This is a genomic window from Bacteroides sp. RTP31139st1_H2_RTP31139_211217 (assembly GCF_040227615.1).
GTDB lineage: Bacteria > Bacteroidota > Bacteroidia > Bacteroidales > Bacteroidaceae > Bacteroides > Bacteroides uniformis.
Map to the genome: position 1 here is coordinate 29,233 of NZ_JBCNZM010000012.1, position 22,717 is coordinate 51,949.

At 50.7% G+C, this 22,717-nt stretch carries 14 protein-coding genes; 8 read left to right on the forward strand and 6 right to left on the reverse strand.

The genetic code is table 11. From position 1 onward, the window contains the following. The first annotated feature begins 64 nt into the window (after nucleotides 1-64). Complete coding sequence (locus tag ABUA47_RS03260; protein ID WP_025833234.1) at nucleotides 65-1,045, forward strand: ROK family protein; 981 nt, start codon at nucleotides 65-67, stop codon at nucleotides 1,043-1,045. 757 nt (nucleotides 1,046-1,802) lie between these two features. Here ABUA47_RS03260 and rplS read toward each other — a convergent pair. Next, nucleotides 1,803-2,156: a 50S ribosomal protein L19 gene (gene rplS, locus ABUA47_RS03265; protein ID WP_009122351.1), complete on the reverse strand. Its 354-nt coding sequence runs from the start codon at nucleotides 2,154-2,156 to the stop codon at nucleotides 1,803-1,805. Nucleotides 2,157-2,415: 259 nt separating this feature from the next. Here rplS and ABUA47_RS03270 point away from each other — a divergent pair, with 259 nt between their 5' ends. From ABUA47_RS03270 to ABUA47_RS03285, 4 genes are read left to right on the forward strand one after another with little or no spacing between them, the layout of a single operon-like run. Beyond that, on the forward strand, nucleotides 2,416-3,186 hold the full coding sequence (locus ABUA47_RS03270; protein WP_016273980.1) for a 5'-nucleotidase C-terminal domain-containing protein: 771 nt from the start codon (nucleotides 2,416-2,418) through the stop codon (nucleotides 3,184-3,186). Between the two features lie 22 nt (nucleotides 3,187-3,208). Then, nucleotides 3,209-4,126, forward strand: a complete 918-nt coding sequence (locus ABUA47_RS03275) for a bifunctional metallophosphatase/5'-nucleotidase (RefSeq protein ID WP_005825055.1) — start codon at nucleotides 3,209-3,211, stop codon at nucleotides 4,124-4,126. Nucleotide 4,127: 1 nt separating this feature from the next. Next, nucleotides 4,128-7,142, forward strand: a complete 3,015-nt coding sequence (locus tag ABUA47_RS03280; protein WP_005825053.1) for a glycoside hydrolase family 3 N-terminal domain-containing protein — start codon at nucleotides 4,128-4,130, stop codon at nucleotides 7,140-7,142. Nucleotides 7,143-7,162: 20 nt separating this feature from the next. Continuing rightward, the gene (locus ABUA47_RS03285; RefSeq protein ID WP_035449736.1) at nucleotides 7,163-10,207 is read left to right on the forward strand and encodes a glycoside hydrolase family 3 N-terminal domain-containing protein; all 3,045 of its coding nucleotides are present in this window, start codon (nucleotides 7,163-7,165) and stop codon (nucleotides 10,205-10,207) included. A 107-nt stretch (nucleotides 10,208-10,314) separates the two neighbouring features. On the opposite strand, the gene ABUA47_RS03290 is transcribed toward ABUA47_RS03285, so the two are convergent. The 5 genes from ABUA47_RS03290 to ABUA47_RS03310 all read right to left on the reverse strand — a co-directional run bounded on the left by ABUA47_RS03290 (nucleotide 10,315) and on the right by ABUA47_RS03310 (nucleotide 17,430). Then, nucleotides 10,315-10,944 (reverse strand): outer membrane beta-barrel protein, encoded by a 630-nt coding sequence (locus tag ABUA47_RS03290; RefSeq protein WP_005834794.1) that lies wholly within the window; start codon nucleotides 10,942-10,944, stop codon nucleotides 10,315-10,317. A 124-nt stretch (nucleotides 10,945-11,068) separates the two neighbouring features. Beyond that, entirely contained in the window at nucleotides 11,069-11,707 is a 639-nt protein-coding gene (locus tag ABUA47_RS03295; protein WP_005834796.1) for a DUF4136 domain-containing protein, read from the reverse strand. 191 nt (nucleotides 11,708-11,898) lie between these two features. Further along, nucleotides 11,899-13,914, reverse strand: coding sequence for a glycoside hydrolase family 97 protein (locus tag ABUA47_RS03300; RefSeq protein WP_035449733.1), 2,016 nt, complete (start codon nucleotides 13,912-13,914; stop codon nucleotides 11,899-11,901). Between the two features lie 6 nt (nucleotides 13,915-13,920). Then, entirely contained in the window at nucleotides 13,921-14,925 is a 1,005-nt protein-coding gene (locus ABUA47_RS03305; protein WP_035449730.1) for an aldo/keto reductase, read from the reverse strand. An 18-nt stretch (nucleotides 14,926-14,943) separates the two neighbouring features. Continuing rightward, nucleotides 14,944-17,430, reverse strand: a complete 2,487-nt coding sequence (locus tag ABUA47_RS03310) for a GH36-type glycosyl hydrolase domain-containing protein (protein ID WP_035449727.1) — start codon at nucleotides 17,428-17,430, stop codon at nucleotides 14,944-14,946. 223 nt (nucleotides 17,431-17,653) lie between these two features. Between ABUA47_RS03310 and galA the strand changes: the two genes are divergently transcribed. The 3 genes from galA to ABUA47_RS03325 all read left to right on the forward strand — a co-directional run bounded on the left by galA (nucleotide 17,654) and on the right by ABUA47_RS03325 (nucleotide 22,646). Continuing rightward, complete coding sequence (gene galA / locus ABUA47_RS03315; RefSeq protein WP_005834802.1) at nucleotides 17,654-20,098, forward strand: beta-galactosidase GalA; 2,445 nt, start codon at nucleotides 17,654-17,656, stop codon at nucleotides 20,096-20,098. A gap of 304 nt (nucleotides 20,099-20,402) precedes the next feature. Continuing rightward, nucleotides 20,403-21,290 carry a helix-turn-helix domain-containing protein gene (locus tag ABUA47_RS03320; protein WP_009037794.1) on the forward strand — a complete coding sequence of 296 codons (888 nt, stop codon included), beginning with the start codon at nucleotides 20,403-20,405 and terminating at the stop codon, nucleotides 21,288-21,290. A gap of 72 nt (nucleotides 21,291-21,362) precedes the next feature. Continuing rightward, nucleotides 21,363-22,646, forward strand: coding sequence for an acetylxylan esterase (locus tag ABUA47_RS03325; RefSeq protein WP_035449722.1), 1,284 nt, complete (start codon nucleotides 21,363-21,365; stop codon nucleotides 22,644-22,646). Nucleotides 22,647-22,717 lie beyond the last annotated feature (71 nt).

Below are 22,717 nucleotides of genomic sequence, written 5' to 3' on the forward strand. Positions count from 1 at the left end.
TTTTTCTTTGTGATTTTTGTAACCATGAATGTGATTAACTAACCCTTTAAACAAAAGTAATATCATGAATTCAAACATGGAAAAGCCCTATGTAGTGGGCATTGACATAGGCGGAACAAACACCGTCTTTGGTATTGTAGACGCACGCGGAACTATTATTGCAAGCAGTTCCATCAAAACCGGAGCTTATGAGGACGTCAATGATTACGTAGACGAAGTTTGCAAGAATCTGTTGCCGCTCATTATTGCCAACGGTGGAGTAGACAAGATAAAAGGTATCGGTATCGGTGCTCCTAACGGAAACTATTACAGCGGTACTATTGAGTTTGCCCCGAACCTTCCCTGGAAGGGTGTAATTCCTTTGGCTGCCATGTTTGAAGAGCGCTTGGGTATCCCTACCGCTTTGACAAACGACGCCAATGCTGCCGGTATCGGTGAAATGACTTACGGTGCGGCTCGCGGTATGAAAGACTTTATCATGATAACTCTTGGCACCGGTGTAGGTAGCGGTATCGTTATTAACGGTCAGATGGTATATGGCCATGACGGTTTTGCCGGAGAGTTGGGACATACTATTATCCGTCGTGAAAACGGACGTCTCTGCGGATGCGGACGTCACGGCTGTCTGGAAACTTACTGCTCGGCTACGGGTGTGGCACGTTCTGCCCGTGAGTTCTTGACCAAGAGTACCGAACCGAGCTTGTTGCGCGACATTCCGGCAGAAAACATTACTTCCAAGGATGTGTATGACGCAGCTGTGAAGGGTGACAAGATTGCCCAAGAAATCTTTGAGTTTACCGGAACCATCTTGGGTGAGGCTTTGGCTGACTTCATCGCTTTCTCCAGCCCGGAAGCTATCGTGTTGTTCGGTGGTCTGGCAAAAGCGGGAGACTATATCTTCAAGCCTATCCAGAAAGCTATTGACGACAATGTATTGAATATCTACAAAGGTAAGACCAAGTTGCTGGCTTCCGAGTTGAAGGACTCTGATGCTGCAGTGCTGGGTGCCAGTGCGTTGGGCTGGGAGCTGAGAGATATCAAGTAATCAATATTAGGGAAACTGATAAAGGAGGGGATATGTCAAAACTCCCCTTCTATCGAAATCACCCTCGCTACACCTATCTGTGGCGAGGGTGATTTTTAGTTTATGAGAGTTTCGACACACCTTTTTTTCTTTAGTGGCACATATTCCTCAGCAATAAAGTTATGTCACAAGTTGCTTCCACACTTCCACCCATTCTCTGTATCCCTTTATTCATCGGGGTTGCGGATGCTGTGGAAGCAACTTGAAAAGGTGGAAGCAACTTTTACTTCCACCTTAAATTTACGCCAAATAATCTATTAATATCTTGTAGTACAATAAATTAATAGGATATGGAGCAATTTGCCAATATCGTGTAAACAAGCTATTGGTTTCCTGCAAACACGGTATTAACTTCGTAAAAGCCCGTGCGATAATAGGTGGAAGTCAGGCTTTTGGTATGGATAAGATAGGTATTCAGTATAGGCAAGCTATGCATATGAGAGCTGTTTAACGGCCGTGAGGCGTTCGCCTAACGGCCATAAAGCACCTTGTTGACGGTCGTTAGCAGAGCGCCTCACGGCCGTTGGGCGCTGATAAACTAACATATCAGCAAGAAGGAAGGCTTATGTGAAAGGAAAGGAGCGCAGGCTTACAATGTTTTGAATGAGGGAGTAGCAGTAGAGTATCGCATGGTGTGTATGCCTACTGTGTATATCACTAAAAAAGGGAAACCGACATTGTCAGTTTCCCTTTTTTATTTCGAAATAGGAGTCTGGAATTAACCGTTAACTCTTTTTTCTTTGATTCTTGCTTTCTTACCGGTAAGAGCGCGCAGGTAGTACAGTTTAGCGCGACGAACTTTACCCACTTTGTTCACTTCGATACTGTCGATAGCCGGTGATTCAATCGGGAAAATACGTTCTACGCCTACGGTTCCTGACATCTTACGTACTGTAAAACGCTTCTTGTCTCCGTGTCCGGCAATTTTGATAACAACACCACGGTACAGCTGTACACGTTCCTTGTTACCCTCGACAATACGATATGCTACTGTTACAGTGTCACCTGCCTTGAAGCTCGGGTGCTGTTTTCCGGTAGCAAATGCTTCTTCTGCAATTTTAATTAAATCCATTGTTTTTATTATTAAATTGTTTCATCGTTACAACGCAACATACCAGGCTTCTCTCTTGGTGTCCTGACAGCGATTGCGCGAAAGCGGTGCAAAGGAACGAATTATTTGCCAGATACACAAGTGCTTCAAGCTTTTTTTCGCCAGTTGGGATGATTTTTGAGCGTTTCATTCTGCTAAACGCAAGTCTAAATAATCGGTTAATTGTGTGGCTCAGTCACAAAAGAAAAGTATATTTGTAGCAATTTAAAACTAAATGAATATGAAGAAACAAACTTTCAGTCTCCTTGCGGGGGCAGTGTTGGCGGTTGCACTTCTATTGGTTTCCTGCCATTCTTCCTACGAAGTGACCAAGGTAGAGGGAGGCAGAATTCCCATGAACTCTGTCTGGGATGCCGAGCCGGATGCCGAAGCCGTGGCTCTGCTGGCGCCTTACAAGGCCCGGATGGACAGCGTTATGTATCATGTGGTGGGAACCGCAGAAATGTCGATGGACAGATTCCGGCCCGAAAGCCTTTTATCCAATCTGATTGCAGATGTACTGCGTGAGGCTGCGGTGGAAGTGCTGGGCAAACCGGCCGATATGGGGCTAATCAATATCGGTGGAATCCGGAATTCCCTGACGGAAGGAGATATCACTACCGAAAACATCTATGAGATATTGCCTTTTGAGAATTCGCTCTGTGTGCTGACGATGAAAGGCTCTGCCATGAAGCACTTGTTTGAAAACATTGCGGTGAGACTTGGTGAAGGGGTGAGTGGTATACAGTTGGAAATCAGCAAGGATGGCAAGCTGCTCCAGGCTTCCATTGCCGGCAAGCCGGTGGAGGATGACCGTGACTATACGGTTGCCACGATTGATTATCTGGCTGATGGAAACGATGGAATGACGGCTTTCCTGCAGGCGGATAAAAGGGAGTGCCCGGATGGGGCTACACTGCGTGGTCTGTTCATGAAGTATGTGGAGAAGCAGACGGCAGCCGGCAAGAAGGTGACTTCGCGCATGGAGGGAAGAGTGGTCGTTAAAGAGTAAGCATTAAAAAAACAGAAGTTCTATGAAACATATGTATTCCTTGGCAGCCCTGCTGCTTTTCATGCTCCCCGCATCGGCACAGCAAGAGGGGCGTGTCATTACTGAAGAACCCCTTTGCCTGGTGTCCGCCGATTCTGTATCGTCCGGCCAATCCGGAAAACAACTGTTTATCCTGCACACCAGCGATACGCACAGCCGTATAGAACCCATCAGCGCCGAGGCTGCCGACGAGTATGCCGGGATGGGCGGTGTGGTGCGCCGTGCCGGTTTTGTAAAGCAGTTTCGCGGCAAGCATCCGGATATGTTGCTGCTGGATTGCGGAGACATCTCGCAAGGTACCCCTTATTATAACTTTTTCAAAGGCGAGCTGGAGGTCAAGATGATGAACCTCATGGGCTATGATGCCATGACGATAGGTAATCATGAATTTGATTTCGGACTTGAGAATATGGCGGAATTGTTCCGTATGGCGGATTTTCCCGTGGTCTGTTCCAATTATGACGTGACGGGTACGGTACTCGAAGGGCTGGTGAAGCCTTATATCACCTTGGTGCGCGAAGGGGTGAAAATCGGAATCTTCGGCCTGGCCCCTAAGATGGAAGGGCTGGTGCAGGCGGATAAATGCATAGGCATTGTCTACAACGACCCGATAAAGGTGGCCCAGGAAATGACAGACCTTCTCAGGGAGAAGGAGAATTGCGAGGTTGTGATTTGCATGTCTCATTTGGGTATCCGCAGTGCAAATCCCGAAGGCGCTTCCGACGAGAACCTGGTAGGCAAGACGCGTGGCATTGATGTCATTTTGGGAGGACATTCGCATACTTTTATGGAAAAGCCTGCCGTTTATCTGAATGCGGACGGCAAGAGCGTTCCCGTGCTGCACACCGGAAAGAGTGGCATCTACGTAGGAGAAATGGTACTTACTTTAACTGAAAAATAGCATGATGAAAAGACTCACCCTCCTTTTATGGGTTGCAGGATTGTTTATATTGGGATTATCTTCACTTCACGCCCAGACGGGAGGCCCGTTTCTTCCTTCGGCTGCAGACAACCGGTGCCGGCAATGGGTGGACTCCGTGTTGTCAGGTCTGAATGTACACGAAAAAGTGGGGCAGCTCATCGTTGCCACCATTCCGGCCAGAGCAGACAAGGCCACGAAAAAGCAGATGCGCGAGCTGGTAAAGAAATACAAGGTCGGTGGCTTGCTGTTTTCCGAAGGTACTCCGGAAGAGCAGGCTATCTTGACCAATATGGCCCGGAAGGATGCCAAGATTCCCGTTATGGTTACTTTCGATGGAGAGTGGGGACTGTCAATGAGGCTGAAAGGCGCTCCGGACTATCCCCGTAATGCCGCCTTGGGATGTATCGAGGACAATGGCCTGATTGAAGAATATGGACGTGAGGTGGCCCGCCAGTTCCGCGAATTGGGGGTACACGTCAATTTTGCACCCGATGCGGATGTCAATACGAATCCGCTGAACCCGGTGATACACGTACGCTCCTTTGGCGAGAACCCGCAGCGGGTGGCGGAAAAGGTGGTGGCATACAGCCGTGGGCTCGAAAGCGGGGGCATACTTTCCGTTTGCAAGCATTTCCCCGGGCATGGCGATACGGATGTGGATTCTCATAAGGCGCTTCCTGCCTTGCACTACGACCGTGCACGCCTGGACAGTGTGGAACTTTATCCCTTCAAGGAAATGGTACGTGCCGGATTGGGGGGTGTCATGGTAGGCCATCTGCAAGTGCAGGCGCTGGACCCGGACGGGGTGACTCCTTCTTCCTTGTCGCGGAATGTGGTGACCGGGTTGTTGAAGGATGAACTCGGCTTTAAAGGGCTGGTGTTTACCGATGCCTTGGACATGAAGGGGGTGTCTGCCATTCCGCAGGTAACTACCAAAGCGCTGCTGGCGGGAAATGATATGGTGCTGGTACAGTTCAATACGAAGAATGCGGTGCAGGAGCTGGTAGATGCAGTGGAGTCGGGACAACTGAGTAAGGACGAACTTGATGCCAAGTGCCGCAAGGTATTGATGTACAAGTATATGCTTGGTTTGAGAAACCGCCAGCCGCAACTTCGGGTCAGCGGAATGAGCTATCGCATCAATACGGAGGAAGCGCAGGTGTTGGCTGCCAAGTTGCGCCGTTCGGCAGTGACTGTATTGAACAATTATTTCGATGTCCTCCCGCTGGCACCGGTGGAAGGTGATATTGCCGTGCTCAGCATCGGAGAGAAGGAGGCGGATGCTCCCTTTGTGGAAGCTATGAAAAAGAATGCAGGCATCAGCCATTTCCACTTGCCTTGGAATGCCGATGAGGCTCTCTGGCAGGAAGTGCAGGGGCAGTTGGCTGCTTTCCGTCGCGTGGTTATCAGCATCACCGGTTCGGCTTATGTCAGCGACCGTGATGTGGCCTTTCTGGAAGGCTTGAACCTGCGTGCTCCGCTGGTCTATACTTTTTTTACCTCTTACCGTACATTGCAACCTCTGATGCCCGCACTTGCCAAATCCAGCGCTGTGGTGCTGGCACATTCGGCAGAGACGGATTTGCAGCAATACGTGGCTGATGTTCTTTTTGCCAAAAAGCTGGCCAGTGGCAGAATGTCGATGAGTATCGGTAAACTGTTTCCAGCGGGAACGGGCTGTATGATTGAGCCGGGCATGAAACCGGGGAAGACTGTTCCGGAAGATTACGGCATGAAGTCGTATGTGCTGCAAAGTATCGATGCCGTTGCCCGAAAGGGACTGGAAGCGGGAGCTTATCCTGGTTGCCGCGTGCTGGTGTGGAAAGACGGACTGCCGGTATATGACAAAGGCTTCGGAACCCACTCTGATAAGGATACCACTACTGTCCGTTCTTCGGACCTTTTTGATTTGGCTTCGCTGACCAAGACTACGGCTACGTTGCTTGCCGTCATGAAACTGTATGATGAGGGCAAGATAAAACTGGATGACAAGGTTTCCGCTTATCTGCCCTTCTTGCGCAATGGCAACAAGCGGAACATTACCATCCGCGAACTTCTGTTCCACGAATCGGGGCTTCCTCCCTATATCCGCTTCTACCTGGACATCATAGACCCGAATTCGGTACACGGCCCGTACTCCCAGAGTTGGGTGGACGAGTGGCATCGTACGCAGGTAAGCGAGCATAGCTATTATTGTTCCGATTTTAAGTTCCGGAAAGGGATGGTGTCCGACAAGAATACACCGGTCTATACCCTGCACATGGCAGATGGCATGTGGCTGAACAAGAGTTTCAAGAATTCTATCCTTCAGCGGATAGCCAAGTGCGAGTTGGATGGCAAACGTTATGTTTACAGCGACCTTGGCTTCGTGCTGTTGCAGCAGGTAGTGGAGAAGGTGACGGAGCTGCCGATGGATTTGTACCTTGCCCGTGAGTTCTATGCCCCGATGGGATTGCAACGTACTATGTTTCTGCCTTTGACGAAGTTCACCAAAGCGGAAATCATGCCCACGGCATCCAATGACTTCCTGCGTCGCCAGGATATATGCGGATATGTGCATGACGAGACTGCTGCCTGCATGGGTGGGGTGTCCGGTAATGCAGGACTTTTCTCTACGGCCGAAGAGGTGGCAAAGGTTTATCAAATGTTGCTGAACGGCGGTGAATTCAATGGCAAGCGTTTCTTGAGTGAGGCAACCTGCCGTTTGTTTACGACGGAGAAATCCGCCATCAGCCGTCGCGGTCTGGGATTCGACAAGCCGGATGTATCCATTGTGAAGCGCAGCCCTTGTGCCCCTTCCGCTCCGGAAGCGGTATATGGACATACCGGATTTACCGGTACTTGTGCTTGGGTGGACCCGGAAAACAAGACAGTGTATGTATTCCTCAGCAACCGCTTGTGCCCCAATGTATGGAACACGAAACTGGGTGACATGAATATAAGAAGAGATATCCAGGAATTGATTTATAAAAGTATTATTCCGCAAATCCCCTAAAAACAATCTATCTATAAGGAATGAAGAGAATATACCTGCTTGCCTATATCACTATATTGTGTTGTCTTTGTCCGCTTCTGAAAGCGCAGCTTGGCCCGATGCCGTTTACTCCGGTGCCGCCGAACGACCCTTCGCTTGTACGTCTCTTGAACAGTGACGTGCGGTGCAGGCAGTGGGTGGATTCCGTCATGCAGCGTCTGACTCTGAAAGAACGCATCGGACAACTGTTCATCTATACGATTGCCCCCCAGCAGGACAAGGCCAACAAGGAACTGCTGCGTAAGGTGGTGGAGGACTATAAGGTAGGCGGTCTGTTATTTTCCGGCGGATTGATGCAGAACCAGGTGATGTTGACCAATGAGGCGCAGCGGATGGCAGAAGTTCCGCTGATGATTACCTTTGACGGTGAATGGGGGCTGGCTATGCGCCTTCGCGGTACTCCGAACTTTCCGCGAAACATGGTGCTGGGCTGCATACAGAACGATACACTGATTTATGAATATGGGCGCGAGGTGGCCCGCCAATGCCGTGAACTGGGGGTGCAAGTGAATTTTGCTCCCGTAGCGGATGTGAATATCAATCCCAAGAATCCGGTTATCAATACCCGTTCCTTCGGTGAAAGTCCGTTCAATGTGGCGAACAAGGTTGTTGCCTACTCCAAAGGGTTGGAGGATGGTGGTGTGCTTTCTGTCAGCAAGCACTTTCCGGGGCATGGGGATACGGATGTGGATTCTCATAAGGCGTTGCCCGTGCTGCCTTTTACCCGTGCCCGTCTGGACAGTATAGAGCTTTATCCTTTCAGAAAAGCCATTCGTGCCGGATTGGGAGGAATGATGGTGGGGCATTTGGAGGTGCCTACCATAGAGCCGCAAAAGGGGCTCCCGTCTTCGCTTTCGCGTAAGGTAGTTTCCGGTCTGTTGGTGAATGACCTCGGCTTTCAGGGGCTTGTCTTTACAGATGCCCTTGCCATGAAAGGGGTATCGGGCAATGAAAGCATCTGTTTGCAGGCGCTGAAAGCCGGCAATGATTTGCTGCTTGTCCCCCGGCGTATTAAGGAAGAAGTGGAGGCTGTGCTTGCCGCTGTGAAAAAAGGGGAGCTGACAGAGAAAGAGATAGAGGCGAAATGCCGTAAAGTACTGAAATATAAATATGCCCTTGGGTTGGAAAAGAAACCCCATGTACAGCTTTCAGGTTTGGGGACCCGCATCAATACTCCGAAAACGCGTGATTTGATGCGCCGGCTGAACTTGGCAGCCATCACTGTGCTGGATAACCGGGACGAGGTACTTCCGCTGGACCCTTCCATCGGTGAAGTTGCCGTGCTCAATGTGGGAGAAGCGCAGGAAATCCGGCCGTTCCTCAAGGAACTGTCGCAGTATACCCGTCCTGTGGAGTTCCATTTGGGCAAGAATCTGCCGGAGGCTGACGGGAACCGTTTGAGGAATGCGCTGGCCAAGTACAAACGTATTCTGGTCTGTGTCACCGAACACCGTTTGACGCCCTATCAGAATTTCTTTGCAAAGTTCGCTCCTGACGTACCGGTGGTTTATCAGTTCTTTATTCCTGGCAAGCAGGTATTGCAGATAAAACAAGGGGACGCTGCTGCTGAAGCGGTGATTTTGGCACACTCCTCCAACGAGGAGGTACAGCGGCAGGTTGCCCGGATTGTTTATGGCAGCGCTTGTTCAGAGGGACGCTTGTCTGCCAGTATCGGTAGTCGGTTTGCTGCCGGTGCGGGAGTGACGCTGACTCCTCAAAGCGCCCCCCGCTTTGTACCCGAAGAGCATGGTATGAATTCCCGTCTGCTGGCTGAAATAGACAAGATAGCTGAAGAAGGCATTCGTGAAGGGGCTTACCCCGGCTGCCAGGTGGTGGTGCTGAAGGATGGTAGGGAGATGTATAATAAAGCTTTCGGTACCCACGTCTGGAACGAGGCCGGAAGCAAGGCGCTTCCCGTAAAGAAGACGGATGTATACGACATCGCTTCGCTGACAAAGACCACAGCTACGCTGCTTGCTGTGATGAAGTTGTACGATGGCGGACGCCTCAATCTTACAGACCGGGTGTCGGATTATCTGCCTTTCCTACAGGATACGGACAAGAAGAATATTACGGTACGCGAACTGCTGATGCATGAATCCGGTCTACCTTCTACCTTGCTATTCTATCAGGAAGCGATTGATGAAGAGAGCTACACCGGCACTTTGTTCAAGGCACGTCCCGATGCCCGGCATTCCGCACGCATCGGACGGCAGACTTGGGCGAACCCTAAGTTCCGCTTCCGTCAGGGACTGATGTCGAAGGTGCAGACACCGGAATATACGATGCAAGTGTCCGACAGCCTTTGGCTGAACCGTTCCTTCAAGCAAGAGTACTTGCAGAAGATTGTGGATACTCCGCTTAGAGATAAACGTTACCGTTATAGTTGTGTGGGCTTTATCTTGTTGCAGCAGTTGGTCGAGGCGCGCACCGGCATGTCTATGGACGAATATCTGGCCAAGGAATTCTATACTCCGATGGGATTGGAGCGTACGGGGTATCTTCCTCTGCGCTTCTTGAAGAAGGAAGATATTGTACCTTCATCAACAGATCCTTTCTTGCGTAAGACTACCTTGCAAGGATTTGTACATGATGAATCTGCAGCTTTTCAGGGCGGCGTTTCCGGTAATGCCGGGCTGTTCTCCACTGCCGGAGAAGTGGCAAAAGTCTATCAGATGTTGCTGAATGGGGGTGAACTGGACGGTAAGCGCTATTTGAGCAAGGAGACCTGCAGGGTATTTACTACCACCGTCTCAAGGATAAGCCGCCGGGGGCTGGGATTTGATAAGCCCGACCGGCGTAATCCCCAGAAGAGTCCCTGCGCAGAGTCTGCCCCTGCTTCTGTCTACGGTCATACCGGTTTCACGGGTACTTGCGCCTGGACAGACCCGAAGAACGGCTTGGTTTATGTCTTTTTGAGCAACCGCACCTATCCGGATGTGTGGAATAACAAGTTGATGAGGCTGGATATAAGGACGAGGATTCAGGAAGCTGTATATAAGGCGATGCTGGGAGGAAAAAAATAACTGGTAGAATTAAAAAGAGCCTCCCTTGCTCACGCAGGAAAGGCTCTTTTCTTCTTCAATTTTGAAACAATTAAATTCTATCTGTTAAGCTTTAAGTGTGTGTCTTATCAGAACGCAATACCTACGCGCAGACCGAAATTGCTCAAACCGTCTACGCTGTACGTAAAGAGGTCACCTTTGTTCGTACCGTAGCTGTAATAGGCTGCGAAATGCAAGCCCGGTCCATAAGCCCAAGGATACACATTGAAACCAATTTCAGGAGATACATAGAAACCCCATGTATCCTTGTTGGCTTCGAATACGTTGAAGGTTGACTTCAACTGTGCATATTCAGCACCCAGTTTTACACCGGCATACGGCTGGAATGCACCTCCACGGTTCCATACATAGCGGGAGGCCAGACCGAAAGGCAACTGGAATGCAGTGTGCTGCTGGTCGGTATTCAGACTGCCGCCTTCGCCTACGGGAAGTGTCTGGCGACCGAAATACTCATGGTTGCTATGGTAGTTCAAGAAAGCTCCCAATGCAAAATTGTCTGTCAGGAAGTAACCGCCTTCAAAATTCATACCCCAGCCGCTTGATTTGTCGGCGAAGTTGTTGCTGAGGGGAAAGTTATATTGCCAGTCGATATTGGCATAACCGTTATCGGTCATCTGTGCCTTCGTCGGTAGGGCGAAGACGAGAGCAAGAGCGGCAACCGCAAATACTCTCAAGGAAAGATATTTTATTGTTTTCATACTTTGTTCTTGTTTTTTTGGTTCAATGGCAACTTCCCAGTCCGGAAAGGATGCTGCCGTATTATTCTTGTTACCTTAATATTGGGTAACCCGTCATTTGTCACTTATAGCTCGTAGCTTGTCACTACTTGTTAGTCAGGTAAGTTGATTGAGTGAAAGCTTGGTTCACACCTTGCACGGCAAGTTTGGTATTGACAGAAGTAGAACCACTCAGCAAGCCGCTCATATAGCTGGTCCACAGAACAGGAAGTTTCTCGCTCTGGCCTTGCGGCGCCTCCAGATTCAACAATTCGCTGATAAAGGAACCGGTGCTGTAGGAATAGTTCACGGCATAAGGATAATACCATCCGCCCCAGTTGCCCCAGTAAGGAGCATCCCAGTAGCCAGGATAGTTCCACCACCATTCGGGACGTCCGTAGTCGGTGAAGTAATAGGTACTTCTGACATAGCTTACCTGCAAGCCAAGGTCGGCTTCTTCCCGGTCATCCACACGGATGTAGCCGCGGCTGTTCATGTTAGCAACATAAGCGCTGAGAATTTCCTGGGCATTCTCATCTTTCCAGTATTCGGCGTTTTCCTTATCACCGATGACCAGAATGCTGTCCGGCAAGTAATAAGTTTCGAAGGTTTTGAAATCCGCCTTCTTGTCATAGTTGGTATAAACCAGATAATTATTGTCCAGCTTATCCATGTCAGGGTCTTTTTCGCAAGATGCAAGCGTCACTGCAAAGACCGCTAATAATAGGGGAATAAATTTCTTCATACTTTTATAATTGTTTAGGTTTAATATAAATTCCTGCCCTATGGTACCTTAGGCTTTTGTGAGAAAAAACAAGATAGGATATAAAAGGTTCACGTAGAGGTATGTTAAAAGTGATAAAGGAATAGGGTGACAGCACTTTTAACGTAACTGTCACCCTATTGCACTTATCATGTCATTACTTTATCACCCTATCATCTTTTCCATATCCGTGCTGTCCATCCTCCTCCGGGTGCCATGTGTATGTTCAGCTTGTCTCCCGAGGTCACGGTGCGTACTTCTTTCTTGTAGTCGGTTGCTTCCCGGTCGGCATTGATGCCGTCGGAAAAGATTTCGGCTTCGTAACTTCCTTCTCCGAGGAAGGAAAGGTCGATGGTACAGTCGCGTGGTGTCCAGTCGGTCATGGAGGCGATGTACCAGACGTCTCCCTTGCGGCGTGCCAGTGTAAGGTATTCGCCTACTTCACCGTCCAGTGCCACGGTCTCGTCGAAAACGGTAGGCACTTTGGCAATGAAGTCCGTGCATTCCTGCTCCTTCATATATTTGCTGGGGCTGTCGGCAAGCATTTGCAGCGGGGCTTCGAAGAGGGTGTACATCGCCATCTGGTGGACGCGCGTACCCTGGCTCATCGGATGGTCGTTGACGGCACGGAAGGTTTCGCGGGTTGCGTTCATTGTGGCTCCCGGTGTGTAGTCCATCGGGCCTATAAGCATACGCAGGTAGGGAGCAGTCACGTCATAGCGTGGGAAGTTGTGGAGGGGGGCTCCGTTCACTATCGGTTCCCATTTGGCGTTCTCCAATCCCTTTACACCTTCAAAGTTCAGGACGTTGGGATAGGTGCGCTGTATACCGTATGGTTTGAGGCCATGCAGGTCCAATACCAGGCGGTGCTCGGCGGCGCAGGCTACAATGCGTTCTACAGACTGTACCAGTGGCTGGTCGTCACGGTCGAAGAAGTCTATCTTGAAGCCTTTGATACCCATCTGTGCATAGTGGCTGAATGTGGCTTCCGTATCTTTGGCAGAATTTCGCCAGCTTGCCCAGAGAATGATGCCGACGTCCTTCTGGTTTCCGTAGGCTACCAGTTCCTTTAAATCGATATCCGGATTCAGGTCTTTCAATAAGGATTCGTTTCCGCTCCAGCCGTCATCGATGATGATATATTCCAGGTTGTTGTCGGCGGCAAAGTCGATGAATGCCTTATAAGTCGGGGTGTTCATGCCGGCTTTGAAGTCTACGCCAGTCAGGTTGCAGGTGTTCCACCAGTCCCAAGCCACTTTGCCGGGTTTAATCCAGGAAATGTCTTTGATGCGGCAGACGGGGGCAAGACGCTGTGCCATGTCATTGTCGGCAAGCTGCGTGTCCTTTTCGGTGACGAGCACCACACGCCAGGGGAGCTCCTGCTTGGCACAACGGGCGATGTAGTCTGCACGTTTTGTCGGTATCAGGTTCAGCCGGTTGTGTCCGCCGATTATTTCCTCCAGCGGATAGGGGGCAAATGCTGCCTGCACTCCTTGACGTGTCTGGGGATTTACAGTGAGGAACATGCCGGGATAGTTTTCCAATCCGGCTTCCATGATAACGGCTTTCTTTCCTCCGTCCAGGCAAACCATCAGTGGGGTGATGGAGAGTGAGTCGGTGTGCATTTTGGACAACGGGGCTTCGTCGTAGTAAGACTCGAAAGAGAAGCAATAGCGCTCACCGTTGCGGTTGTCGTTTATGTAAGGTACAAATGCCTGGTAATCCTTGTCGAAATTGAAGTCCGCAGTTTCGTTGAGGACGATAAACGGCTTGTTCTGTTCGGAAATGAAGCGGTAGGCAGCGCCGTCATCGTATGCGCGGAACTGTACGCTGTAGCCTCCGCGGCATTTCAGTGTCAGCTGGTTGTAGACATCCTTCACACTTGCTTTTTTATAGAGGGGAGTGGGGAAGGAGGACTCCACGGACTTGCGTTCTGCACGGATTACTTTTACATTTTTACCGAAAGTTATTGCTTTCTTGGCTGATTTTTCATCTCTGCCTTGCAGGGCGATGGCAGAGGGTTGCAGCACCGTGGTTCCGTCGTGTGCTATCTGCCAGGTGAGGGCTTCTCCGGCATCTACCGTAACGGATAGTTTTCCGTTGGGTGATGCAAGTTGGTATTGCTGTGCACGGACCGTGCCCAAGCAAAGGAATAATAAACAAAAGGTTTGAATAAGGAGGCTTTTCATGTTGATTTATTTTTGAATGATTTTCTTTATCTTCTCCAGTTCCTCGGCAGAGAAGTCTGTATTTTCAGTCGCTTTCAGGTTATCTGCCAGTTGGGTAATGGAGCTCGCTCCGATGATGACGCTTGTCACCAGGTCGTCCTTCAACAGCCAGGCAAGTGACATCTCGGCAAGGGTTTGCCCGCGTGAGGCAGCAACCTCGTTGAGTGCCTTGATTTTTTGCAGCGTCTCGTCGGTCAGTGCTTCTTTCTTTAGGAAAGCCCCCTTTGCCATGCGCGAATCTTCGGGAATACCATTTAGGTAGCGGTTGGTCAGCAGGCCCTGCGCCAGCGGGGAGAAGGCGATGAAGCCGGTTCCGTTCCCTTTGGCTTGCTGCAGGATACCTTCTTCTTCCGGTTCGCGGTTGAAGAGATTGTATCTGCCTTGATAGAGCAGGCAGTGTACATCCCGTTCTTCCAGGTATTTGTAGGCAAACTCGGCCGCCTCTTTGGGATATTTGGAGATTCCTACATAGAGTGCTTTGCCTTGCCGTACGATATCAACCAGTGCTTGCAGGGTCTCTTCAAGCGGAGTATCCGGGTCGTAGCGGTGGGAGTAGAAGATGTCCACATACTCCAGGTTCATCCGTTTCAGACTTTGGTTGAGGCTGCTCATCAGGTACTTGCGTGAGCCCCACTCCCCGTAGGGGCCGGGCCACATGTCGTGTCCGGCCTTGGTGGAGATGAATAGTTCGTCCCGATAGGGCATGAAGGATTTCTTCATAATCATTCCGAAAGTCTCTTCGGCGGAACCGTAGGAAGGACCGTAATTGTTGGCGAGGTCGAAATGTGTGATTCCACGGTCGAAGGCATAGTGCGCCATGGCCTGGGAATTGGCAAATGTGTTCACGTCGCCGAAGTTGTGCCACAATCCGAGTGATATTTCCGGCAGCAGGATGCCGCTTTGCCCGCAACGGCGGAATTTCATGCCGTTGTCATAGCGTTCGGGCGCTGGAGAATAAATAGGGTTTATCATGATATTGTATTTTGTGGGTTATCCCATTATTACTTCTACTGTATGCGTGCCCGGCAGATGGTTCACCACATTGCCTTCTATCGGCTGGCCGTCTACTGTGACGGACTTGATGCCTTTGCATACACCATCGGGATTCTTCACGGTAATATGATATTTCGCTCCGCGGAACTTGCGCTTCACGTTGAAGCCTTTCCAGTCTGACGGGATACAAGGATTGATTTCCAGACCTTCATACGAAGGCTTGATGCCGAGTATGAATTGCGTGATGGCATACCACATCCAGGCAGCCGTTCCCGTCAGCCAGCTGTTCTTGCCTTCACCGGGACGGGCGGCGTCCTTGCCGGCCACCATCTGGCAGCATACGTAAGGTTCTACTTTATGCAGGGCACTGTGCTCTTCGGTGTACGACGGGCATATCTTGCGGAAATACTCCCAGGAACGGTCGCCCCGGCCCAGTACGGTTTCTCCGATGATGACCCACGGGTTGTTGTGGCAGAAGATACCTGCGTTCTCCTTGTAGCCGGCGGGATAGGTGGAGATTTCTCCATACTCCACAACATAGCGGGTGAAGGGTGGATTGTTGAGTACAATACCGTGTTCGCAGTCCAGGCGTTCCTTTACGGAGTCCAGTGCTTTTTCTACCATACCTTCTTCCAGTCCGATGCCTGCCATGGTGCACCAGCCTTGCGATTCGATGAAGATTTGTCCTTCTTCGTTCTCTTTGGAACCTACCTTGTGGCCGAAGTAATCGTAGGCGCGCAAGTACCAGTCACCGTCCCAACCATGTTTTTTTACGGCTTCCACCATATTGTCTATGTAGGTTTGTGCGCGGTTGGCTTCGTCGTCTTTGCCCAAGCGGCGGCACAGTTCCACATAGTCGCGTCCGCACACTACGAACAAGCCGGCAATCATCAGCGATTCCGCCTGACTACCTTCCGTCTGGTTTTCCGTGGTCTGGAAGGATTCATTCGGGTCCCAGGAGAAGCAGTTCAGGTTCAGGCAGTCGTTCCAGTCGGCACGGCCGATGAGGGGCAGCATGTGGGGGCCGAGGTTCTCGATGACATGGTTGAAGGAAACGCGCAGGTGCTCGAACAGAGAAACCTCCGAACCCTCCTTGTTGTCGAAGGGAACGGGCTCGTCCAGGATGCTGAAGTCTCCCGACTCCTTGATGTAGGCCACGGTGCCGAAGATAAGCCACATGGGGTCGTCGTTGAAGCCGCCGCCGATGTCGTTGTTGCCGCGTTTGGTCAGCGGTTGGTATTGGTGGTAGCATCCTCCGTCGGGGAATTGAGTAGAAGCTATGTCGATGATTCGTTCGCGGGCGCGTTCCGGTATCTGATGCACGAAGCCCACGAGGTCTTGGTTGGAGTCGCGGAAGCCCATTCCACGACCGATGCCGCTCTCGAAGAAAGAGGCGGAACGGGACATGTTGAAGGTAATCATGCACTGATACTGGTTCCAGATGTTCACCATGCGGTCCAGTTTTTCTTCGTCGGTCTTCACGACGTAGATGTCCAGCAGGCGGTCCCAGTAGGCTTTCAGTTCGGCAAAGGCAGCATCTACTTTGGCGGTAGTGTCGAAGGCCGAAATCATCGCCTTAGCCTTTACCTTATTTATAATAGGTGAAGAGGGTACACTCTGCTTGAACGCTTCATGCAGAGATTCTTCACGTTCCTCGAACTTTGCCTCCTGCTTGTTTTCCACATAGCCCAGCAGGAAGATGAAGTCGCGGCTTTCGCCGGGTTGCAGTTCTACTTCCAGATAGTGCGAGGCGATGGGACTCCAACCGTGGGCAATGCTGTTGCCCGGTCTGCCTTCTACTACCCGTTCCGGGTCGGCAAACTCGTTGTAGAGTCCCACGAATGTTTCGCGGTCGGTATCGAAACCGTCTACGGGTGTATTGACACTGTAGAAGGCGTAGTGATTGCGGCGTTCCTTGTATTCCGTCTTGTGGTAGATGACAGACCCGTCCACTTCCACCTCTCCCGTGGAGAAGTTACGCTGGAAGTTCTCCATGTCCGTAGCGGCATTCCACAAGCACCATTCGGCAAAGGAGAATAGTTTGAGTTTTCTCACTTTGGCAGAAGTATTCCGCAAGGTCAGCTTCTGCACCTCTCCCCAGGTCTTCAGTGGGACGAAGAAGAGCAGGCTGGCTTCGATGCCGTCTTTGGCTCCGGTGATGCGGGTATAGCTCATGCCGTGGCGACATTCGTAGCTGTCGAGTGCGGTCTTGCAGGGCTTCCAGGTGGGAGACCATACGTTGCCGCCTTCATTGATATAGAAGTAGCGTCCACCGTTGTCCATCGGCACGCTGTTGTAGCGGTAGCGGGTGATGCGGCGGAACTTGGCGTCCTTGTAGAAAGAGTAGCCTCCGGCGGTATTGGAGATGAGCGAGAAGAAATCTTCATTGCCCAGGTAGTTAATCCATGGCCAGGGTGTCTTGGGGTCGGTAATGACGTATTCGCGGTTGTCGTCATCGAAATATCCGAATCTTTTGTCTTGCATATTATTTCTTGTATTTAGTTTGATACATTCTTCGTCAGTTGTACCATCCGGTCATTTTTCCCGGAAGCACGCTTCAAATTTAAAAACTTTTCTCCTATCACCCTTGTTTGCCCGGCGTGTTTTTTCCCCTCGGAAACATGAAGTACCGGAAAATGATACAAAAGTATCACCGCACGAATCTTTTTCGCTCTATCTTTGTAAACACATTTTATGATTAACCGATATGAAACACTTATTCGCATTTCTGTTCCTTCTTGGAATTACCTTTTCTCTTTCTGCCCAATCCGTCCGCGAACGTATTTTGCTGGACGACGGCTGGCAGTTTGCTTTTGGCAATGCTTCCTCACCGGAGAAAGATTTCGGCTGCGGAACGGAGTACTTCAACTATCTGACCAAGGCAGCCTCTATCCATAATGAGGGCCCTTACTCTCCCAAGTTCAATCCGGAGAAGTGGGGTGTGGACTGGAAGACGGTCAATCTTCCGCATGACTGGGTGGTTGATTTGCCTTATGCCAAAGAGGCGAGCCACAGTCATGGCTATAAAGCCGTCGGCTATAAATTCCCCGAAAACTCTGTGGGATGGTATCGGAAAAGTATCACTGTTCCGCAAGAGGACCTCGGCAAACATCTTTATCTTCAGTTCGACGGTATCTTCCGTGATGCCCGTATCTGGATAAACGGTTTCTACCTGGGACACGAACCCAGCGGCTATGCCACGCAGGTATACGACATTACGGAATACCTGAATTACGGAGAAGAGAATCTTATCTGCGTCCGTGCCGACGCCACGCTCGAGGAGGGCTGGTTTTACGAAGGTGCCGGTATCTACCGCCATGTATGGCTGAACAAGACGGCGCCGTTGCATGTAGCTCCTTTCGGCGTATTTGTATCTTCCACGCTGGAAGCTCCTTTCGACAAGGCTGTGCTGGTGACCGAAGTGCAGATGAAGAATTCGGGAAAAGACCCCGTCTCCGGCAAAGTATGGTGCCGTCTGCTTGATGCCGACGGACAAGTGCAGATGGAGGACGAGGCGGAAGAGATAACCCTGCTGCCGCAAGAAACGCGTAGCGTAAAGGTGCGTACCAAAGTGCTGAATCCCCAGCTATGGAGTACAGAACATCCTTACCTTTATAAAATGGAAACCAGCGTCTGGCAAAACGGTAGGCAGGTGGACGTGGTGGCCACCCCGATTGGTATTCGCGACATCCGCTTCGATGCCGACAAGGGCTTCCTCCTGAACGGACAGCCTCTGAAACTGAAAGGTGTGAACATGCACCAAGACCACCCCGGAGTAGGTGCCGGCATTCCCGATGCCCTGCAAGTGTACCGACTGAAGGAACTGAAGAAGTTCGGCTGCAATGCCTGCCGTTCTTCCCATAACCCGATGACTCCCGAAATGCTCGATGCCTGCGACAGCCTCGGCATTCTTGTGATAGAGGAAAACCGTCTGACGGGCGTCAACGAGGAACATACCCGCCTGCTGAAACGTATGATAGACCGCGACCGCAACCATCCGTGCATCATCCTTTGGAGCGTAGGCAACGAGGAGTGGGGCATCGAGTGGAAAGAAAGCGGTACACGCATTGCTGCCACGATGCGCGAATATTGCCACCGTTTCGACCCTACGCGCCTCATGACCGTTGCTTCGAGCAGTGGCCCTGCCATCTTGATTCCCGCAGACGTGGCCGGTTATAACTACATCCTTCAGAACCCTGTGGAGCAGCACCGCAAGGATTATCCCGGTCGCCGGGCGCTCGGTTCGGAAGAGACCACGGGCTGTGGTACGCGCGGCATCTACTTTGATGCCCACGGCAAAGGCCACATGGTGGCGCACAACCGTAAACCGAACGGGCCTGACAGCCTGCTGAACTGCATCGAGCGTGGCTGGAAATTCTATGACGAACGCCCCTATCTGGCAGGTCTTTTCTATTGGACGGGTTTCGACTACCGCGGCGAGCCCAACCCCATGAAGTTCCCGGCTACGGGCTCACAATTCGGCATTCTGGACTACTGTGGCTTCCCCAAGGACGAAGCCTGGTATCTGAAGTCCTGGTGGACGAATGAGCCGGTGCTGCACATCCTTCCTCACTGGAATCTGCAAGGTCACGAAGGTGATAGCATCGACATTTGGGTATACAGCAACTGCGATGAAGTGGAACTGACTGTGAACGGCAAGAAACTGGATCGCAAACCGATGCCCCGAAACGGCCATCTTTCCTGGAAAGCCGTTTTCCAGCCCGGTGCAGTGAAGGCTGTAGGCTATAAGAACGGCAAAAAAATATTGGCCCGTACTGTGGAGACTACCGGTGCTCCTGCCCGTATCTCCCTGACGGCAGACCGTCCCGTCATTCAGGCAGACAATCGGGATGTGGCAGTGTGTAATATTGAGTTGCAGGACAAAAAGAAACGTTTTGTCCCCACTGCCTGCAACGACTTGACGATAACCGTTTCCGGTCCGGTACGCATCCTTGGGGTGGGGAATGGAGACCCCGCTTATCAGGCTACGGAACGTCCGGCCGACGCCGATGCCCGCACCTATCAGGTAAAGGCATTCAACGGACTTGCACAGGTGCTGTTGCAAAGTACCGGCGAAGCGGGAGAAGCCACACTGACGGTCGTTTCGGAAAACCTGCCGGAAACTTCCTGTGTCTTGAAGTTGCAGAAGTAAGCGGCTTATCATTTATATCATCCGGCGAAGCGGAGACCTTTCTCTTGTCTATGGGGCAAGAGAGGGATCTCCGCTTCTTTCTTCCTCAAACTATAGTGTGTAAGTGTACGAGATGCGCATCTCATACATCCTTACATTAGAGCCTGAGGGGGAGAAGAACGGAAGTTTTGCTTTTCCGGGTGGGACTTTCCCGGGTATCTGCTCATATATAACAATTATTACCTCTAAATGTAACAAATGGTACTGTTGTGGGATTAAAAAGAATGAGTATATTTGTGGCATGATATTTTTTTAACCAATGCCTATGGAAAACCAGAACTATATCATGAGGGAAATAACCCCTCTGTCGGAACGTGACTGTTTCTATATTGCCGATCGTCGCAAAACAGAATTTACCTACCCCATCCATTGTCACGCAGAGTATGAACTGAACTTCACGGAACATGCTTCCGGCGTACGTCGTGTGGTGGGCGATTCTGCCGAGATTATCGGTGATTATGACCTGGTGCTGATAACCGGTAAGGAGTTGGAGCATGTATGGGAGCAACATGAATGTACCTCCGGGGATATTCGGGAGATTACCATTCAGTTCTCTCCCGACTTGTTCTTCGGGAACGTTGTCAACAAGAACCAGTTCGACAGTATCCGTCGGATGCTGGAGCGTGCACAGTGCGGACTTAGTTTCCCCATGCAGGCCATCATGAAGGTGTACAACTGGCTGGATAAGCTGGCTTCCGAGGAGCAGGGCTTTTATGCCGTGATGAACTTTCTCCGTATCCTTTACGAACTTTCCCTCTATGACAATGCCCGGGTGTTGTCCAGTTCTTCGTTTGCCAAGATAGAGACTTTCTCTGACAGCCGCCGGGTACAGAAGGTGCAGAAATACATTTCCACCCATTATCAGGAGGATATCCGGTTGGCTTCATTGGCCGATATGGTGGGCATGACCCCGGTCTCTTTCAGCCGTTTCTTTCGCCTGCGCACCGGCAAGACGCTTTCCGACTACATTATTGATATCCGTCTGGGCTTTGCCACGCGTATGTTGGTAGATTCCACGCGTACCATTGCAGAGGTGTGCTATGACTGCGGCTTCAACAATCTGTCCAATTTCAATCGTATGTTCAAGCGGAAGAAGGGATGCTCGCCGAAGGAATTCCGTGAGAATTATCGGAAAAAGAAGCTGGTGATATGATAAAAAAGTATTGGTATTCTTCATTGAAAGTGCCTATTTTTGCACCAATGATTAATACTAATATCTGATATCATGAAAAGAGTTTTTTCCTTATTTTTATGTCTGCTGTGTGTATGTGCTGTGACGGCGCAGATACGCGGCAATGAAATCCGTGTAGTCGTTTCACCTGACCATAGCGATTGGGTGTATCGTCTGAATGAGAAGTGTACGTTTACCGTCCGGGTGCTGAAGGCACAGAACCTCTTGTCCGATGTCAAGATTGACTATGAACTGGGCCCCGAGATGTATCCTACTGAAGTAAAGAAAGACGTGGTGCTGAAAGATGGTACCTTGAAGTTGCAAGGCACGATGAAGACTGCAGGCTTCTTGCGTTGCAAGGTCAAGGCGCATGTGGACGGCCGGACTTATGAAGGGCTGGCTACATCGGCCTATGCTCCCGAGCAGCTGCAACCTGTGACGAAACTTCCTGCCGATTTTCGGGATTATTGGGCCAAGACCTTGGAAGAGGCGCGCAAGACTCCGTTGAATCCCCTTATGACGCTGCTTCCCGAACGCTGTACGGAAACGGATAATGTATATCAGGTCAGCTTCCAGACAAAAGCTTGGGGAGGACGTTTTTACGGTATTCTCAGTATTCCCAAGAAAGAAGGGAAGTATCCGGCTTTGCTGCGTGTGCCCGGTGCGGGTGTCCGCCCTTATGCGGGAGATACGTATACGGCTCCTGGAAAGGTGATTACATTGGAGGTGGGTATCCACGGCATTCCCGTCACGATGCAGCAGTCTGTATATGATGCGCTGGCAGGTGGGGCGCTGAGCAATTACTGGACGTTCGGCCGCGACAGCCGGGATGCTTCTTACTATAACCGTGTGGTGGTAGGCGCTTTGCGTGCTGTGGATTTTATCTGTTCGCTGCCGCAGTACAACGGGAAGGCGCTGGGCGTTACGGGCTCCAGCCAGGGCGGTGCCTTGTCTGTGATTACGGCGGCTCTTGATTCGCGCGTTACTTTCCTGGCGGCTGTTCATCCTGCCTTATGCGACCACGAAGCGTTCTTCAAGAAGCGCGCTTGCGGCTGGCCCCATTATTTCTATTATTACGGTGCTCCCGATGAAAAGCAGCTTGAAACGGTGCGCTATTATGATACGGAAAACTTTGCCCGCCTGCTGAATGTGCCCGGTTGGTTCAGTTGGGGGTATAACGATGAGGTCTGTCCTCCCACTTCCATGTATGCAGCCTACAATGTGATTTCTTCTCCGAAGGAACTGCATCCTTATCTGGAAACCGGGCATTACTGGTATCAGGAACAGTGGGATGAATGGCTGGACTGGATACGGAGACAACTTAATGTGCCAATGTGATTAATCACATTGGCACATTAATCTGATAATATAGTATCATTTTTTATGATATGAGCCGCGTATCTTTGTGT

Coding starts and splice junctions, on each gene's coding strand:
- ABUA47_RS03260 (WP_025833234.1), top strand. CDS start 65: ATGAATTCAAACATGGAAAAGCCCTATGTAGTGGGCATTGACATAGGC.
- rplS (WP_009122351.1), bottom strand. CDS start 2,156: ATGGATTTAATTAAAATTGCAGAAGAAGCATTTGCTACCGGAAAACAG.
- ABUA47_RS03270 (WP_016273980.1), top strand. CDS start 2,416: ATGAAGAAACAAACTTTCAGTCTCCTTGCGGGGGCAGTGTTGGCGGTT.
- ABUA47_RS03275 (WP_005825055.1), top strand. CDS start 3,209: ATGAAACATATGTATTCCTTGGCAGCCCTGCTGCTTTTCATGCTCCCC.
- ABUA47_RS03280 (WP_005825053.1), top strand. CDS start 4,128: ATGATGAAAAGACTCACCCTCCTTTTATGGGTTGCAGGATTGTTTATA.
- ABUA47_RS03285 (WP_035449736.1), top strand. CDS start 7,163: ATGAAGAGAATATACCTGCTTGCCTATATCACTATATTGTGTTGTCTT.
- ABUA47_RS03290 (WP_005834794.1), bottom strand. CDS start 10,944: ATGAAAACAATAAAATATCTTTCCTTGAGAGTATTTGCGGTTGCCGCT.
- ABUA47_RS03295 (WP_005834796.1), bottom strand. CDS start 11,707: ATGAAGAAATTTATTCCCCTATTATTAGCGGTCTTTGCAGTGACGCTT.
- ABUA47_RS03300 (WP_035449733.1), bottom strand. CDS start 13,914: ATGAAAAGCCTCCTTATTCAAACCTTTTGTTTATTATTCCTTTGCTTG.
- ABUA47_RS03305 (WP_035449730.1), bottom strand. CDS start 14,925: ATGATAAACCCTATTTATTCTCCAGCGCCCGAACGCTATGACAACGGC.
- ABUA47_RS03310 (WP_035449727.1), bottom strand. CDS start 17,430: ATGCAAGACAAAAGATTCGGATATTTCGATGACGACAACCGCGAATAC.
- galA (WP_005834802.1), top strand. CDS start 17,654: ATGAAACACTTATTCGCATTTCTGTTCCTTCTTGGAATTACCTTTTCT.
- ABUA47_RS03320 (WP_009037794.1), top strand. CDS start 20,403: ATGGAAAACCAGAACTATATCATGAGGGAAATAACCCCTCTGTCGGAA.
- ABUA47_RS03325 (WP_035449722.1), top strand. CDS start 21,363: ATGAAAAGAGTTTTTTCCTTATTTTTATGTCTGCTGTGTGTATGTGCT.